The 15,784-nt window shown below is 45.8% G+C and carries 15 protein-coding genes and 2 tRNA genes; 10 read left to right on the plus strand and 7 right to left on the minus strand.

What is annotated here, in order from left to right; all coding sequences use genetic code 11:
• Nucleotides 1-14: 14 nt before the first annotated feature.
• Together IPK30_09350 and IPK30_09355 are read right to left on the minus strand one after the other, a co-directional pair.
• Complete coding sequence (locus IPK30_09350) at nucleotides 15-1,013, minus strand: glycosyltransferase family 2 protein (protein MBK8103467.1); 999 nt, start codon at nucleotides 1,011-1,013, stop codon at nucleotides 15-17.
• Nucleotides 1,010-2,026, minus strand: a complete 1,017-nt coding sequence (locus IPK30_09355) for a glycosyltransferase (GenBank protein MBK8103468.1) — start codon at nucleotides 2,024-2,026, stop codon at nucleotides 1,010-1,012. The genes IPK30_09350 and IPK30_09355 overlap by 4 nt, the downstream gene beginning before the upstream one ends.
• Before the next feature lie 116 nt (nucleotides 2,027-2,142).
• On the opposite strand from IPK30_09355, the gene IPK30_09360 reads away from it, so the two are divergent.
• The 10 genes from IPK30_09360 to IPK30_09405 all read left to right on the plus strand — a co-directional run bounded on the left by IPK30_09360 (nucleotide 2,143) and on the right by IPK30_09405 (nucleotide 8,762).
• Nucleotides 2,143-3,366, plus strand: a complete 1,224-nt coding sequence (locus IPK30_09360) for an SGNH/GDSL hydrolase family protein (GenBank protein ID MBK8103469.1) — start codon at nucleotides 2,143-2,145, stop codon at nucleotides 3,364-3,366.
• A gap of 47 nt (nucleotides 3,367-3,413) precedes the next feature.
• Nucleotides 3,414-3,489: transfer RNA gene (locus tag IPK30_09365), tRNA-Val, on the plus strand.
• 36 nt (nucleotides 3,490-3,525) lie between these two features.
• Nucleotides 3,526-3,602: transfer RNA gene (locus tag IPK30_09370), tRNA-Asp, on the plus strand.
• A 158-nt stretch (nucleotides 3,603-3,760) separates the two neighbouring features.
• Nucleotides 3,761-4,963, plus strand: coding sequence for an integrase arm-type DNA-binding domain-containing protein (locus tag IPK30_09375; GenBank protein ID MBK8103470.1), 1,203 nt, complete (start codon nucleotides 3,761-3,763; stop codon nucleotides 4,961-4,963).
• Between the two features lie 48 nt (nucleotides 4,964-5,011).
• Entirely contained in the window at nucleotides 5,012-5,257 is a 246-nt protein-coding gene (locus IPK30_09380; GenBank protein ID MBK8103471.1) for a type II toxin-antitoxin system MqsA family antitoxin, read from the plus strand.
• A 220-nt stretch (nucleotides 5,258-5,477) separates the two neighbouring features.
• Nucleotides 5,478-5,765: a hypothetical protein gene (locus IPK30_09385; GenBank protein MBK8103472.1), complete on the plus strand. Its 288-nt coding sequence runs from the start codon at nucleotides 5,478-5,480 to the stop codon at nucleotides 5,763-5,765.
• Nucleotides 5,766-5,852: 87 nt separating this feature from the next.
• Entirely contained in the window at nucleotides 5,853-6,212 is a 360-nt protein-coding gene (locus IPK30_09390; protein MBK8103473.1) for a hypothetical protein, read from the plus strand.
• An 82-nt stretch (nucleotides 6,213-6,294) separates the two neighbouring features.
• Complete coding sequence (locus IPK30_09395; GenBank protein ID MBK8103474.1) at nucleotides 6,295-7,269, plus strand: DUF932 domain-containing protein; 975 nt, start codon at nucleotides 6,295-6,297, stop codon at nucleotides 7,267-7,269.
• 72 nt (nucleotides 7,270-7,341) lie between these two features.
• Nucleotides 7,342-7,755, plus strand: a complete 414-nt coding sequence (locus IPK30_09400; protein MBK8103475.1) for a hypothetical protein — start codon at nucleotides 7,342-7,344, stop codon at nucleotides 7,753-7,755.
• An 80-nt stretch (nucleotides 7,756-7,835) separates the two neighbouring features.
• Nucleotides 7,836-8,762, plus strand: coding sequence for a YqaJ viral recombinase family protein (locus tag IPK30_09405; GenBank protein MBK8103476.1), 927 nt, complete (start codon nucleotides 7,836-7,838; stop codon nucleotides 8,760-8,762).
• 108 nt (nucleotides 8,763-8,870) lie between these two features.
• On the opposite strand, the gene IPK30_09410 is transcribed toward IPK30_09405, so the two are convergent.
• The 5 genes from IPK30_09410 to IPK30_09430 form a co-directional block, all read right to left on the minus strand.
• Nucleotides 8,871-9,050 (minus strand): hypothetical protein, encoded by a 180-nt coding sequence (locus tag IPK30_09410; protein MBK8103477.1) that lies wholly within the window; start codon nucleotides 9,048-9,050, stop codon nucleotides 8,871-8,873.
• Nucleotides 9,051-9,901: 851 nt separating this feature from the next.
• Nucleotides 9,902-10,957, minus strand: coding sequence for a hypothetical protein (locus tag IPK30_09415; protein ID MBK8103478.1), 1,056 nt, complete (start codon nucleotides 10,955-10,957; stop codon nucleotides 9,902-9,904).
• Nucleotides 10,958-11,049: 92 nt separating this feature from the next.
• The gene (locus tag IPK30_09420) at nucleotides 11,050-13,398 is read right to left on the minus strand and encodes a protein kinase (GenBank protein ID MBK8103479.1); all 2,349 of its coding nucleotides are present in this window, start codon (nucleotides 13,396-13,398) and stop codon (nucleotides 11,050-11,052) included.
• 123 nt (nucleotides 13,399-13,521) lie between these two features.
• Nucleotides 13,522-13,899, minus strand: a complete 378-nt coding sequence (locus IPK30_09425; GenBank protein MBK8103480.1) for a hypothetical protein — start codon at nucleotides 13,897-13,899, stop codon at nucleotides 13,522-13,524.
• Nucleotides 13,900-14,007: 108 nt separating this feature from the next.
• Nucleotides 14,008-15,690 (minus strand): hypothetical protein, encoded by a 1,683-nt coding sequence (locus IPK30_09430; GenBank protein MBK8103481.1) that lies wholly within the window; start codon nucleotides 15,688-15,690, stop codon nucleotides 14,008-14,010.
• Between the last annotated feature and the right edge of the window lie 94 nt (nucleotides 15,691-15,784).

The following is a 15,784-nucleotide window of genomic DNA, read 5'->3' on the forward strand; positions in this document are numbered from 1 at the left end:
TGAATTTTTTATATTTAATAATCTAGTGAATGTTTCGGATTATTAGGCGTATCTGGCCATGGCTGTTGCCCGTGGCGTTCTAATCTTCCCAATCGCTTTTTGCATTTTTGACTCGAAAACTTCAAAAAGCGTTGTGCGTGACTGGTTGCAGATCCCAGTAATAGGGGTTCGCGTCGCAGTGAGTGGAAATGTCCGCCCCAGTAACTATGCAGTTGTTTACGATGGCTTTCCAGTACTTCAGCGAGATCGTGCCATTGCGAGGTGGTAATACCGCCGTGGTATTGATGAAAAGAGCCTTCACCCGCCATGAGAAAGTAGGGCGTGCTTTCGGGCAGCAAGCCGAGTTGGCGAAACATATGGAGATTGATGGAGCCACCGCCCGGCAACTGGAAATCCGAGTTGGCGCCGCCAATAGCAGCAAAGTGGCCTGCAGAAGCAATAACACAGTTGCACTCCATCAGTGGATTCATAAAGCCGTTAGGATTTGCACCGCTGATGGTGGCGATATCAAACAAGCGATAACCGTTGTGTTGCCATTGGCAGGCATTTAATAGCGCTGTTTCTTGCGCTTCACTGTATTGCGCGTCGATATGGTGGTGTTGATCTTGCCAACCGAGGCTGTAGCCAGGCACGGCAATCAGTGCGTTGGCATTGGTGTGAATCGCCATCAGCGCGTATTCCACGACGCGCGGTGTCAGCATGCGAGCGCCGTCTACCATTAAGCAAATGTGGTCTGCTTTTGCTTGTGCCAAGCCAAAGTTAATGGCGCCCACCGGAGATTGACTGGTTTCTTGGCGCAAAAAATAACGGAAGTTATTTCCGAGTTCGGATATTTTTTCTGATGTTAAATTATTGTCTGATTGATTCTCTACAACCAGAATTTCGTAATCTTCTTCGGTGATGTTACGTTGGTATTTTGCAGATAGGCTGAACAGCGTGTTCATTGCCTGTCGTGGCATGTTGTAAACCACGACGACAAATGACAGCTTGGGTTTGTGAGGTAGGGTGTTCATCGCGGATCAAACTTGGTGATATCTGTGGAGTCGCGCTGGTAGCAGAATGCTGGTCGATGCCAGTCATCTTGACAGAATACGCGGCGCTTTTCGTGTAAGCGGTTGAAGCGAATTTGTCCGCGTTCAGCGCTGTAATGAAGAAAATTTTGGCAGTGGCTATTGGCTGCGCCAATTAAGAGCGGCTCTCGTTCCAATGCAGGGAAACGCCCTTGCCAAATGGCTTCTAATTGTTCACGGAATTGTGTCAGTTTTTCTTCTCTGCCGTCTTGTTGAGCAGTGGTCACGCCGTGATGAAATTGATGGAAGGAGCCTTCGTCAATCATCATCCAGTAATGTGTACATTGAGTTAGCATGCCAATGGAGCGAAACATGTGCAAATTTAGTGAGCCGCCGCCGGGTAGTTGGAAGTGTTCATCGGCATAGCCAATGGTAGAAAAATTACTTTTCGATGTGAAATAACAATTGCTCTCCATAAACGGTTGAAACAATCCGCGCGGATTGGCTTCACCAAGATTGCTGATATCGAATAAACGATAGCCGTTTTGTTTCCAGAGGGTTTGTTCGAGTAATTGTTTTTCGGTTTCTTCAGTGTATTCAAAATCGATATTTTTGTAATGCAAGTAAGGGCCTAAGTTGAATGTCGGTGTAGCGAGCAGCGGGTTTTCAGATGTGCGCGCTACGGCGATGGCGTATTCCACCACGCGTGGTGTGACAATGCGTGCGCCATCAATAATCAAGCCAATAAAAGACGCTTGGGCTTCGCGAAAGCCTTCGTTAATGGCGTTGACGGGAGATGCTGATGTTTCGTGGCGTGGAAAATAGCGAAAGTTATTTCCCAGTGCGGTGATATCGCTTGCATTGAGTGAGTCATCAGACAGATTTTCCATCACCAGCACTTCGTAATCTGCTTCACAAACATTGCGTTGATAGTGGGCAGACAAGCTGTACAGCGTGTTCATCGCCTGGCGAGACATGCGGTAGACAATAACGATGATGGACAGCTTTGGCTTCATGCGTGTTTGTTGTTGAGTGCTGTGTGAATAGTAGCGAGTGCAGAAGAGTTTTGCGATACTGGCGCAGCTAAAAATAAAGGTGGGTATAGGTGCTCAAAAAAATCTGTAGGCGCTTCGTGAATGGCGCGTTAGGCGTCACGGTGCTGTTGTTTAGCTATGTTGCCGCTGAGTGGGCTTTTCCGCGTGTGTTTACGCAGATATTTCCAATGGGTATGGCAACAAAATTTGATGAGTTCGATGGCGTTTGGCCCTTGCTGCAGAGTACCAAGCGCGGTTTTTATCCACAGGATTACATTGCAGTCGCAGGGGATTCTTATGCCATGGGTATGGGCGATGCGATGTACGAAGGCTGGCCTAATCCGCGTCAGCCGCGCTTTTCCAGCGCGCCGACCCTGCAAGATTTAACGGGGCGCGATGTCATCACCTTTGGTCAGCCTGGCTCCGGCAGTATTCGCGGTGCGATCAGCAACCCCATTGGCGCTCTGCACTATTTGCGTAAAGTGGTCGATAAAGATTTCCCAGCGCCGCGTTGGGTGTTGTTGTATTTCTATGAAGGAAACGATTTAACTGAAAACTGGATGTACTACGAAAAAACATTTCTGCCCGATCATTCAGCGGCGGATTACGATAATCCACTGGTTTTTGATCAGTATATTCGTGATGTGGCACTCGGCCGCCAGCATTTGTATCTTGCAGGCGAGGCTGCAACTTGGAAACATCACTTGTTTTTGTATCGGTTCGCCTATCGTGTTTTTTCTGAAAATTTCTTGGGGAAAAAGTTCTATAAGAAAAAATATCCCAATGAATTCGGGTTGATCTATGTGCCGCAATCGCGCTGGGTGCCGCGCGTTGTGCCGGAGCCGATCAACCACGCCATGATTAAAGGTGAAAACATACCTTTGCCGGATAACTTGCAAGGTCCATCGATGGATTTGTCACAGGAGCAACTGCAGCAGGCAGTCGGTACTTTTGATAAAGCCTTGGCGTGGAGTCGAGCCCATTTTCCTGATGCACAGTACGCCGTGGTTTATATTCCTTCCGTGCTTTCCGTGTATCAAATGGCAGGTGATACTGTCAGCGCGCAGAATTTTTTTAGCGACAGTGAAACGCACTTCCGTGTTGCTGCAGTGCAACAGCGCCATGCGTGGATCGTGGAGCAAATTGCACAGGCGAGCCAAAGACAAGGCGTGCCATTCATTGATACAACACTCGATTTGCGCAAGGCCGCGCAAACACAAACTTTACACGGCCCGCGCGATTGGAATCATTTTAGTCGCCGTGGTTATGAATTGTTGGGTGAGTCGGTTGCGCGACAATTGCCTGCACTGAAAAACAAATAATGGTTTGACAGCGCTGGGCAATCCGTTAGAATGCGCCCTCCCGAAACGGGTGGTTAGCTCAGCTGGGAGAGCATCGCCCTTACAAGGCGAGGGTCACAGGTTCGAACCCTGTACCACCCACCATTTCCCGTGGTGTTGTCGTTTCGGTGCTTAGAAAATGGCCTGGTAGTTCAGTCGGTTAGAATGCCGCCCTGTCACGGCGGAGGTCGAGGGTTCAAGTCCCTTCCAGGTCGCCATTTTCTAGTTCTTCTCCATCCCTAAGTGTCCCTAACTCCTTGTAAATACTAGAAATCAGGCGTTTCTCTGTTCGCCTGTGTCCCCTAATTTCCGTTGTAATCCGTGCAAAATCTGGGTAACTTTCTGGGTAACTTTTTGTTACCCAGGGAATGTTGCGATGACAGCCCGGAAGCCACTTACACATAGTCGTCAGGCTGAGGTTGCTAAACCTGAGGCGAAACCCTACAAACTCAATGCCGGTGATGGTCTTTTTCTGATCGTCATGCCCAATGGCTCAAAGCGTTGGCGGTTACGCTATTTCTACTTGTCCAAAGAGAAAATGCTATCACTGGGACTGTTTCCCGCTGTTAGTCTTCAGGAGGCTAGGGAAGCGAGGGATATTGCAAGAAAGCAACTGGCACAGGGCGTTGACCCAAGTCGAGATCGTGCAGATTCAAAAGCTGCAGGTTTAATTTCGCGAGAAAACAACTTCAAAGCTATTGCTGAAGAGTGGTTGGCGCGCCAAACCAATGATGCGGCTAGCACCAGGGTCAAGGCGCGGTGGTTGCTAGATTTTGCTATTGCTGATTTTGGTAATCGTCCAATTCGAGAAGTGACTCCATCAATGGTTCTCTCCACTTGCCGCAAGTTTGAAGAGCAGGGGAAGCTGGAGACGGCAAAAAGAATCAAGGTGAAATGCAGTCAAGTCTTTCGTTATGCAGTGGCAACGGAGCGTGCTGATAGCGATCCAACTCGTGATCTAGGCGGTGCGCTAAAGCCCGCACAAACAAAACATCGTGCAGCAATTACAGATCCGTTACAGGTTGGCCGACTGCTGAAAGATATTGATCAGTATTCAGGAACAATGGTGGTTAAGTCTGCGTTGCAGGTGGCTCCGCTGGTTTTTGTCAGACCTGGTGAATTGCGTTCGGCACGCTGGGAAGATATTAACTTTGAGACAGCTGAGTGGCGTTATACGCCACCTAAAACGCGTAATCAGACACAAATTGATCTGATTGTTCCTTTGTCTCGACAAGCCATTGTCATTCTCAAGCAGCTGCATGAGTTAACAGGTAGGCGAGAACATGTTTTTTATAGCTACGGTAAGGAAGGGCATTTATCTGAAAGCGCTGTGTTGGGCGCATTGAGGAGAATGGGTTACAGCAAAGATGAAATGTCTGGTCATGGATTTCGGGCGATGGCAAAGACGGTATTACTCGAAGTGCTGCGCATGCCAGATCAATATATTGAATTGCAACTTGGGCATAAAGTGAGAGATCCCAATGGTGGCGCTTACAACCGCGTTAAATATCTTGAGGACAGGAAGACCATGATGCAGGTATGGGCAGATTACTTGGACACAATTAAGTCAGAGGGTTAGCCGGCTATTCGGGAGGCAGTGTTTGATGCAGCAGAGTCTCTACGCGTCATGGAATTGAAGCAGGAGTTCAATACACAAGTAAATGCATCTATCGTGGATCCAAGATTTATTACTAATGTGCGTAAAAAACTTGCATTGGATCAGCGTGAAGCAGCTGAAATTTTTGGTGGTGGCGTGAATGCATTCTCGCGTTATGAAAACGGTAAGACGCGCCCACCATTGGCGTTGGTCAAGTTACTCAAAGTGCTGGATCGTCATCCTGAACTGTTGAATGAAATTCGAACGGCTTTGTAGAGGAAGATACGCTGAACAGCGAGAGATATTGTTAAACACTATGAAGTGCATCTACTGGTCAATGTAGATTGAAATATTGCTCAGGTATATATAACCACATTGAATAGCAAGCTTCGCGCTTGCTATTTTTTTCAGAATCAGTTTCCTATTTCTCATAGCCAGTGCAACTTGTATTGCAGCTTTGAGGTGGGTGTTACTGCTTGTTCAATGGAGGTGCATTATGATTTTTAAAACATTAGGAAAGATATTGATGGTTTGGTTTGCCATGATGAGCCTCTTGGTCATTGCTGCGCTGTGCATTGTGATGTTGGTATTGATTGTCCGGTTTAAGGCGGTCTTTTGCATGGCTTTGCTATTTATTGCATTGGTGTGTTTTTTCATCCAAAAGACGCAAATTAAAATCATCACCAAAACACCGCGCTACCGCAAAATCATTACCTCTACCGGTGAAGAAGTGTATGTCAGGATGGAGGACGACGATCTGCACAATGGATCGGTGTTGTCGTAACAATCTTTGAAACATTTCTCCGGATGCACTCGAAATAATTTCAGGCATATATCACAGCAATGACATTCACTCACAGGGAGATTTTTTATGTCATTGCTATGCCCTCAATGCCAATCAGAGCAAATCGTTACCCGCAACTATGCGCGTCGCACGGGTGGCGCTATCGGTGCGGTGGCGGGTGGATATGGCGGTTATTCAGCAGCACTCAGCGGCGCGCGTCTCGGTAGTGTTGCTGCCAGCATGATCGCAGGGCCGCCAGGCACAGTCATCGGTGGTATTGCCGGTGCCATCATCGGTGGTTTTATTGGTGCGTTAGCAGGTGGCTCTGCGGGTATTGCGCTCGGTGAAGCCATCGATAACAACGTGCTGGATAACTATCAATGCTTGTCGTGTCAGTTTGTTTTTAGCTTGCACGACGATCCACCGTCATTTCCGTTCGAACCCTAATCAATCTTTTTTACATCAACAACACCTTGCTGGAATGGTCTGGTGAGGTTTTTTTGCGTGTTTCATTTTTGGAGAAATTCTTATGGCACATCTCGTAGAAAACATGGCCTATGTCGGTCAAACGCCTTGGCATGGTTTAGGTAATGCTTTGGCTCCTCGTCAATCCTTGGATGTATGGGCAAAACAAGCCGGTATGGATTGGGATATTTTGGATACCCCCGCGCGTTTTGTAACCAGCAAAACCAATAAACAGTTTGGTGAAATCTTGTCGTTTGATGACAACAAAGTGTTGTATCGCTCAGATACACACGCACCGCTCTCTGTCGTGAGCAATCGTTACCAAGTGGTGCAACCGCGTGAGATTTTGGAGTTTTATCGCGATCTCACCGAAGTGTCTGGTTTTGAACTGGAAACAGCCGGTGTTTTAAAAGGCGGCAAGAAGTTTTGGGCGTTGGCTAAAACCGGTCAGGATTTTGCACTCAAAGGCAAAGATATTACCAATGGCTATATTTTGTTGGCGACCGCTTGCGATGGCACGCTGGCAACAACGGCGCAGTTCACCAGTATTCGCGTGGTGTGCAATAACACCTTGGCGGTGGCTTTGGGTGATAACCGTGGTTGCGTCAAAGTCCCACACAGCACAAAGTTTGATGCACAAGCGGTGAAGCAACAGTTGGGTATTTCGGTATCCGGTTGGGATCAATTCATGTACCGCATGAAAACTTTAGCTGAACGCAAAGTCAGCACCAAAGAAGCAGAAAACTTTTTCTTGCGCGTCTTCAGTGAACCCAGCAAAGCCACACACAAACCGGTGTTCGCCAAAACCAATGAACGCGCCATGGCTAAAGCACTGGAGTTGTTTGACGGGTGTGGGCGCGGTGCGGATTTGGCTTCAGCCAAAGGCACGGCTTACGGCTTGCTCAATGCCGTGACAGAGTTTGTTGATCACGAACGCCGCGCTCACAGTGCGGATAACCGCTTGGATTCTGCGTGGTTTGGCGCCGGTGCGGTGATTAAACAAAACGCGCTGGACTTGGCTTATGCCATGGCCGCGTGAGTGCCTGTCATCAACAAAAACGGAACCCCAGTAGAGTCCGCTTACTGGGGTTTATTTTTTCAGGAGAGAACCATGGAAAAACTAAAGCCCATTCCCGCCAATGTGGCGGCGATCTGGGGTGCTTTTTTGTACGAAGGCGTATGGGTGTGTGCAAAAAATACCACCAGAGAAACGGAAGTGTTACGACATTGGAACCAAGGTCGCGTTGATTTAATGGCAGCCGTGTGTGCGTATTTGCCGGAAGTGTGGCGACAAATTGAACCGCGTTGGTACGAAGCGCAATTTCCTGGCGTATTTGAGTGCGAAGTGATTGCACCCTTGGGTTCTATCCTTGGTGATTATTTATTACTCAACCAAGGCCGTTTGCCACCACGAGATTTTGTACAAACTTTTGTGCGCGATTTGATTGACGACTTTTTTCACAGCGAACAGCACGCACGCATACACCGTCAAACTCACATCGACCACAGTGCAGGGTTGCACTAAGAAATATTGCTTAACCACATCACATCCACCCCAAGCCCGACTGAGCCATCAGCGGGCTTTTTTTTATGTTGAGGAAACACATGATGCAAACACAACAAGTAAAACGGCATCGACACGGTGCTTTGCAGTTAGTCTCCACACAAGCCATGCCGCGCGAAACATGGCTCGATGTACGCAAACAAGGCATTGGTGCCAGTGATGCCGCAGCAGCGGTGGGCATTAGCCCGTACCAATCGCCTTTAGAGCTGTGGCTGATCAAAACCGGTCGCGACAGCGGTATGCCAAAACCCAATCCCGATGATGAATCGTCACCGATGTATTGGGGCAATATCCTCGAACCGATTGTGGCGCAGCATTACACCAAACGCACCGGCAACAAAGTGCGCAAAGTGAATGCCGTGTTGCAACACCCCGATGCCGACAAACACTGGATGCTGGCGAATTTGGATTACCCCGTCACGCACAACAGCGATGTGCAGATTTTGGAATGCAAAACAGCGGGTGAGTGGGGAGCCAAACATTGGCGCGATGGTGTGCCCGAATATGTGCAGTGCCAAGTGCAACACCAACTGGCCGTGACAGGAAAACAAGCCGCCGATGTGTGCGTGTTGCTTTGCGGGCAGGAAATCAAAATTTATCGCATTGAACGCGATGAAGCCTTGATTGAAAAACTGATCGCACTGGAACGGCAATTTTGGCATTGCGTCGAAACGGATACACCGCCACCCGTGGATGGCTCTGATTCCTCCGGCAGAGCGCTCAAATACCTCTACCCGAACGACAGCGGTGATGTATTGGATCTCACGGAAGATTCACACCTGTGCCAAGTGTTTACTGATTTGTTAGCAGCACGCGACACTATTGCACAAGCCCAGCAGCAGGAAGATCTGTACAAGCAAACCCTGCAAGAAAAAATGGGCGAAGCAAGCCGGATTATTTTTCCGGCAGGTGAAGTGTCATGGAAGAAAAACAAAACCGGAAGTAGAAGGTTTTTGGTGCGTGCGTGATCTGGAGTAGCAGAGTAACACTTGCCAAGTTACGTTTGGTGAGTGTTATTTTTTTTGGATTTAATCATCCATTGCAAGTGTGGTCTATATGCTGATTTTTAGGCAGCTTCATGGATGGATCAGTGGGTTTGCAACAACAAGCCGTTTTTGCCATGTATTTCCCTCTTTGTCTTGCAATAACACTTCGGTAATTGATTCTCCTCCAGACATAGAGAGTTGCAATTCTGCGCTCGCAATCTTCTCGCCAAGAATTGGTCTTATGAATCCGTTCAGAATGGATTGCGCCATTGACACAACATTTTGGTTGCGAGGAATTGAAAATTGCTGTGGAGAGATTTAACCCGTAATTAAGTTGGCAACAAACTTTTCTTCGCCGGAGCTAATTAGCAGATAACGGATGTGCTCGCATGAGCCATCAAACTGCTGTGCAATATTGAAAATGTAGCCTGAAATTTTCTTGGTGGACGGCATTAGTGAGTGTCAGCGTATGCGAGATATTCTGAGTTCAGCGCCAAGCATTGGCGATGGTGTGGTGTATATCTTATTGGGAGAACTGCCGGAGTTGGGCAATCTGTAATAAAAGCGTTTTATCAAAAACTCGTCGCACTAAGGGAAACACAAGAAAGTCGCGCTGACCGTCTGTATGCGAAAAATGATGGCCATATTGAATGCCATGGTGCGGGATAATTTCATGTGACAAGTGAACTAATTTTACAAAATAAGTATTGATTTTTTACCACAGTCGCTTGTTAGGTATTTCATTCGCTCCGGCTTTTCCACTCAGTCAGCATTCTCAACTTAGCAGCTCCGTGTCCATCTCCATGAATCTCATCATTTCGCGGCTCGCGAATAACTAAGAGTTGCCCATTTCTACTAGACTTGGCTAGTTCGATTAGTTTGTTGCGAGCTTCCGTCCGTGTGACCTCTGGGATTTCTAGAAGGTAGGACTCGCTGGCTGAATCTATAAAGAAATCGCTACATTCTTTACATGAGAATAACCTGCCGTAGGGAGAGTGAACAGACTTGAAGCTTGCAACTAAATCGCAGAGTGGGCATTTCTGGTTTTCCATGTGACCTGCTTACGAGTAGACCTAATGATTGACTGAAATGTTAGCAATGATGTTCATCATGACGCGCGGCTATTGTTTTTGGTTGATGTATGCATCTGGAGAGAAGCTGCCCTCAAATGCTGGGCATGCAATCTTTGAGTATGAGGATGAAGCCTTGTTAGCGTCAAGAGACTGATAGTCTTCCGCTTGAATCAACTTGCCGTTTACAAGGAGGCTGGTGAACACCTTGTATTCGGTTGGGGTCACCGAAACAACTTGGACAATCTTTTCCAGGGTGTTCCCGTTATTGGGAGTTAGGCAATCGCCAATTTTTATATCTGACTGCACGTTATGGTCCACCGTTGGAAAACTGCAATCATTTCTGCCGACTTCAAAGCGGGTGATTTCAGCTCCATCATTTCCAGAATATGCATAAACGTAAATGCCTCCATATTGGATCGTTTTCTTCATGTCTGTGCTTGCACAAGCTTTCCGCGTAACATCTGGACGAAGCTTTGTTTGAATCCAGTTTGCATCAATGTCTCTCGACGTGTATTTAGGAAGGGTGCAGTGATATACAGCTCTCGGCCCTGGCCCAACAGTGAGCTTATCCAATCGAGTGTCTTGATCAATCATCATTGGCAATTGCTGGTTGTATTGATTGGCAGTGTTGGTAAATCCTTCGATGATTTTCGCCTCGGCTTCTTGCGAGTCTGGCTTCATTGCGGCCTTCCCGACCTCTTTTTCAAACTCTGTCCAGTATTGCGTAAAATTTCCCAGCAGCATACCAACAACAAGACCACATTGTGTTTTTGGATCTATTTTACCATCTAGGCTTCTTATGTTATTGGCTACGATACTTTGCATTTCTGCTTTTGCAGTGCTCTTATATTTAGGCAGTTGATTTTTGTACGCTGATGATATATTAGATTCAATGTCTTGCTCTGCCTTCTGTGAGAGCTCCTCAATATTCATAAGCAAGGCGTAACCACATTTGGTTTGTTTTACTGCTTGTAGCGCATATACACTAGCCAAATATGAACCAGCTGCTTCGGTAATAGCATCCTCCGATTTGTGCTGTGCAAGTGAGTGGTTCACATAAAATGCAATACATGCAACTACGAATGACTGCTTAAGATTTTTCATGGCTTTATCCTCTGGTGTTTAAATCAGCGGCGCGTGTACCGCCCCGCTGGATTGGCTTATTAGCTTTCTGGTGCAGTACCCATCATGCCGCATCAGCGATCCAGATATGCTTTTGCTTCATCATATAGCTGTTTTTCTGACGCAAAAACTCTATCGCCTTCGATCTTGGCTTGTTTTGCGTAATTCGCATCCCCTGCTTTTTCAGCGACGAAAGCTAAGCAGTCATAGCTTTCAGCTCGCCAAGGGGCAAGCTTAACCAATGATTTTGCATACTTCATAGCTTCAGAAAAATATTTATTGTGCAATTGAATTGTAGCCATTGCTCTAATACCGTTAAAATCATCTGGCACATCACGAAGGAAATCAGAAAGAATTTCCAAAGCACTTTTTGTATCCCCAAGCCAATCCTTCAACTGCGCTGCCAGAATCGCGTCTACAAATACCCCAGAGCTTGACTTGTGTAGAAATAGATTTTCGATATTAGAAAAAATATTTTGCTCTCCTGTATCAAGCCTTCCCTTCATTAACTTGTATCGAGCTATTGTTCGCAACTCTATTATTTGGAGTTCGCGAATCTCGCTCAGCCATTGGGGGTGGTTCTTGATGAATTGCAGAACGCCATCGGCTCCTTTATCGGTCCCCCAGCCGTCATCGCACCAATGTTCAAGCATCTCTATAAGGGCGCGCTTACGAATATCGATCGGAACCAAATCACTCACCCACAAAGTAGGCGCAATCGTATTTACAACCTCTCCATCTTGAATAAGACGTCGCAAAAGTATTTCTCTCATCCGCAGTGTGTAGTAGTTTGGATTGAGAGTAAGTCCTTCTTTAATCAAGTCGCCCGCCAACTTGGCAAAACCCATAGCGCGCGGTAGGTCGATGTAACGAATAGCTGTGGCGTATTCGAGCGCAACCCAAGCTGCCTCATCAAGTGAGTGGACATCGCGCCGAATGTTTAACCGCTTGCGCGCAGAGTCGAGTGCTCGCTCATGCTCGGCTGCCTGCATTAGCGCAATTGTCAAATTTCCTTGGATATCTACATCATTTGGAAAATGTTCAATGCCGTCTCTACACAAGTCTGCAGACTGACGGTTCTTATTAAGAAGGTTGAGTGTCATTGAATAGTTGACATAAAACTCGGAGGGCTTGGCATTGTTCATTGCCAACAAAAGGAAAAGTTTTTCAGCTTCTGGAGCCCGTTCTAAATGGCAAAGGCAAAGACCATAATTCACAGCCATATCGTGCGGCAGTCCCCACCACTGTATCCACTTGCTAAGTATCTCTGGGAGGACTTGAGGACGAAGAATCTGTTCTGCCTCGGCATAGCGTCCTAATGCAATTAGATCAATCGCTTCTTTTGCAAATGGCAACAAGTCGTCCATCTCTACGACCATGTAACCGTCTTTACCTCGATTTTCGTTTGGAACACACACGAGCATGTCCGCTTGCTGCTTTTCTCCCTTGCCAAGAATTGAGCGTTTGTATCGCGTACCTGGCTTGCAGAGGTCAAGCGCAACACCATGCTTTTGTGCTATCGGTAGCAAATCAAGCTCAAGCTGCTCGTAACTCTGATATCTGTCCTTTGGATCTTTTTCCAAGCAACGAGCAATAATACGCCCTAACCCTAGCGGAGTTGAGTTAAACAATCCTCCCAGCTTTTTGGGTTTGTCTCGTAGATGTTGTTTGGCGATATCAACCACGGTTGTGCCAAGAAATGGCGGTGACCCAGTTTCGAATTCAAACATCATGCAACCAAGGGCATAAATATCTGCACGATGGTCAATCGTGGCTGATCCGGCGATTTGCTCAGGCGCTGCATACGTTACGGTGCCAAGAAAACTTCCTTGCTGCGTGCGATCTGGGCGGTCAATTGTATTGGCTATTGCATTACCAACACTCTGTAATGCTTGCCCAATCGGGCGAGCTAGTCCCCAGTCCGCAACATACGCCAAACCCTTTTCATCGAGCAAAATGTTCGATGGTTTCAGGTCGCGGTGAATAACTCCTAAGTGTCTTTTTGCCCAAGAGAGGCCGCGAACGACTCGCAACAATGTTTCTATTTTTTTGGTCTTTGTCAATCGTGGAAGCCAGCCAGATAAATCACCGTTCGACATCCATTTTGCTAAGACGCATGGAAGCTCATTGATTCGAACTACAGCTACGGCCTCAGCGATAAGATCGCAAGGTGATGCGGCAATCCAAACGGCTAACTCATCGAGAAATCTGTCTATTGTCGCCTTCTCGCCAACATACTCTGGTCGCACGCCTTTGAGTGCAAACTCTTTTTTTGTTTCTACATGGGAAAGATGAATGCATATTCCCATGCCACCAGCGAAGATGCCTTTCACAACAAATCTAGTGGATCCATCCGATATATGAGTCGCAACCTCAGGTAGATCGATGGAACTGCCAATATGCAAATCATCAAAATTCAGCATGGTATCTTGGTCGACCTCGGTGAGATGGATCCCGCGTCTGAAAGCTAACGCAAAGCTAAACGGCGCGGCGTTAACCGCGCCCAACAAGTGAAATGGGCGTGCTTGAGCGCTTTGTTAGGTGAATTATTCTTCACTCTCACGATCTTCTCTTTCCTGCTGTTTTATTGCCGCAAGATTCTCAGCTAGCCATTTATGTAATTCACTATTTGAGGCAGACCAACTTGTAAACTCTTCTATTTCACTTTCCGTCCAGCCAGCTTTCCCTGATACAACATCATTGAATTTGTAGCCTGAATCATATTGTGTTTCAAATTTTGGTTTTCCATTTTCAGTATCGTAGTAGCAGATTGGCAATATAGAAAGAAGATCATCTGTTGTGCTTACATTTGGTCGATAACCAAATGTAATTTCCTCAAGCTCACCATTTTCATCAAAGATAACTTTGTCAATGAAGTTTTTTGCAAATATAGATACCGCTCTTCCTGATTTTAAAATTGGCATTAACTTCTCCTCTCGGCTAACGTTTAGCTAAGGGCGGCGAAAGGTGGCGCATAACAAGCGAAGCATGCGTAGACTGAAGCTGTCCAGTAAGCGAAATTTGGCGCTTTGTTATGCATTTTCAATGTTTACACCGAACTTTTTAACTCGCATTTTGTTAATTTTGCTATCCGCAGCAAGTCTTCGTAATGCTTCCGTAGCCCTATTGGCGATTTCCTTTTGTTGATCACTAGCATTTCCAAACTGACCAAATTTCAAGCATGTTGTAACAAAGGATGAGAGGTGGCGGCCTGTTTCGGTTTTAAATAGCTTGTAATACTCATCGGCTGATGTATTTGCCAGCACTACTTCGTCGCTTTGATTCCATCCATTTTTACCTGCTATTCGTTCTAAAACCTGTTTCGCCGTTTCAGTAGCAACAGACTGGCTGTATGTCTCGTTAAATCTATCTATTACCTCCTGATCTCTAATATCGCCAAAAAAGTTGATCTCTTCCATATTAAAGAGTTCTGTATCTTGTTTTCTTTTCTCTATATATATTCCGATAATTTCTGATGCTTTATCCATCTCGCCCAACTCTCTAAATAATGAAACAGTGCCATTTAAGTTCGCAGGTGTTATGTATTGACAGTTTTTCTTGAAACTTTCATAAAGCCCGTTTATAACCTCGTCGCCATTATCATGGAATGTGTCATGATAGAGTCGCCATGCACTCGAGAAAGAATCCTCGGACTTTGAAGCTATTATTTGCTGGTTCTTTGTAGATGCCTTTTCTTTGAAATTTTCTTCGACGAAGTAACCAGTTTTAACAGCTTCTGCCAATATTAAATCCAAATCATCAGTAAGCTGATAATTGTAAGATTGCAAGGTGGTTTGCCACTTCTCCTGCTGCTCGCTGACTTTTTCACCCCCTATACCCAGCAATGCATAGCCTTTGCTAGTTATAAATTCTATAGGTGGTATTTCGTCGTTGGATTTTGAACAGAAGTAGCTACAAGTAAATAAAACAATAGAGTGTAGGATTTGATCTGATATTTCTGGCTCAAACTCTTCAGTCAGCGGGAGAGCTAGAGTTGCCAATCTCTCAATCTTTTTAAGAATACGGATATTTCGAATTCCGAGACTTGTAGTTAGCTGCCTAAGCCTTAAATAATTTGGCGTTTTCTCAGAATAAGCAATTTCCGCACACTCTTTCGGGGATGGTGCAAACGCAAGCTCAGTGTCGATAACTTTTTCACGATACTTTTCATAGTCACCTAAGCCTTCCTCGCCATCGTTAAGAAGCAATACTACTTTGCACTTCTTTTGTTCCTTTAACAGCGAGACCAACCCCAAAATATCTTTTATCTCAAGACCTTTTCCCTTTCTTTCCAAATCATCAATGCATATAAGCGTTTTATTCAAGGATAAGAAAGAAATAGCCTCTATGGTTGGGTTAAATGACTTAATTATTGGCATGCCTTTAAAGAAGTTAAAAGATTGTCTTCCGAATGATTCTATTAGGCTTGCCGTATTGCTTTTAAAGGTTTCGAGACTTGCCTCTGTACCGATAATCTCCTTCTTGATTACATTTTCAAAAATTGTATATTTAAAGTCAGCCAGTGAGTTAATGCCAAAAAGAGAAACGTAAGAGTAGCGTTCTAGGATCAATCTGTTCTCAGCACTGGCTTCTTCAAGGAATTTATTCCAACTAAAAGTCTTTCCTACGCCCCATTCTCCCTTGATCGCCATAATTTCCGGTTGATCTGAAGATAAAAACTGAAAAATTTTTTCTTTGATTACTTCGACAGACATTATTTTTCCTTAAGAAGTCACAACATTGATTATTCGTCATATTTTACGAATAGCATTCTACCGCGGTATATAAAAAACTGGCGGGCTCAACTAT

The sequence above is a fragment of the Cellvibrionales bacterium genome, assembly GCA_016713115.1.
GTDB lineage: Bacteria > Pseudomonadota > Gammaproteobacteria > Pseudomonadales > UBA7239 > UBA7239.

What these genes read in the sequence shown, in the direction of transcription:
- IPK30_09350 (MBK8103467.1), bottom strand. Translation starts at nt 1,013, where the DNA reads ATGAACACCCTACCTCACAAACCCAAGCTGTCATTTGTCGTCGTGGTT.
- IPK30_09415 (MBK8103478.1), bottom strand. Translation starts at nt 10,957, where the DNA reads ATGAAAAATCTTAAGCAGTCATTCGTAGTTGCATGTATTGCATTTTAT.
- IPK30_09375 (MBK8103470.1), top strand. Translation starts at nt 3,761, where the DNA reads ATGACAGCCCGGAAGCCACTTACACATAGTCGTCAGGCTGAGGTTGCT.
- IPK30_09395 (MBK8103474.1), top strand. Translation starts at nt 6,295, where the DNA reads ATGGCACATCTCGTAGAAAACATGGCCTATGTCGGTCAAACGCCTTGG.
- IPK30_09400 (MBK8103475.1), top strand. Translation starts at nt 7,342, where the DNA reads ATGGAAAAACTAAAGCCCATTCCCGCCAATGTGGCGGCGATCTGGGGT.
- IPK30_09355 (MBK8103468.1), bottom strand. Translation starts at nt 2,026, where the DNA reads ATGAAGCCAAAGCTGTCCATCATCGTTATTGTCTACCGCATGTCTCGC.
- IPK30_09390 (MBK8103473.1), top strand. Translation starts at nt 5,853, where the DNA reads ATGTCATTGCTATGCCCTCAATGCCAATCAGAGCAAATCGTTACCCGC.
- IPK30_09380 (MBK8103471.1), top strand. Translation starts at nt 5,012, where the DNA reads ATGGAATTGAAGCAGGAGTTCAATACACAAGTAAATGCATCTATCGTG.
- IPK30_09410 (MBK8103477.1), bottom strand. Translation starts at nt 9,050, where the DNA reads ATGGCGCAATCCATTCTGAACGGATTCATAAGACCAATTCTTGGCGAG.
- IPK30_09425 (MBK8103480.1), bottom strand. Translation starts at nt 13,899, where the DNA reads ATGCCAATTTTAAAATCAGGAAGAGCGGTATCTATATTTGCAAAAAAC.
- IPK30_09420 (MBK8103479.1), bottom strand. Translation starts at nt 13,398, where the DNA reads ATGCTGAATTTTGATGATTTGCATATTGGCAGTTCCATCGATCTACCT.
- IPK30_09405 (MBK8103476.1), top strand. Translation starts at nt 7,836, where the DNA reads ATGATGCAAACACAACAAGTAAAACGGCATCGACACGGTGCTTTGCAG.
- IPK30_09430 (MBK8103481.1), bottom strand. Translation starts at nt 15,690, where the DNA reads ATGTCTGTCGAAGTAATCAAAGAAAAAATTTTTCAGTTTTTATCTTCA.
- IPK30_09385 (MBK8103472.1), top strand. Translation starts at nt 5,478, where the DNA reads ATGATTTTTAAAACATTAGGAAAGATATTGATGGTTTGGTTTGCCATG.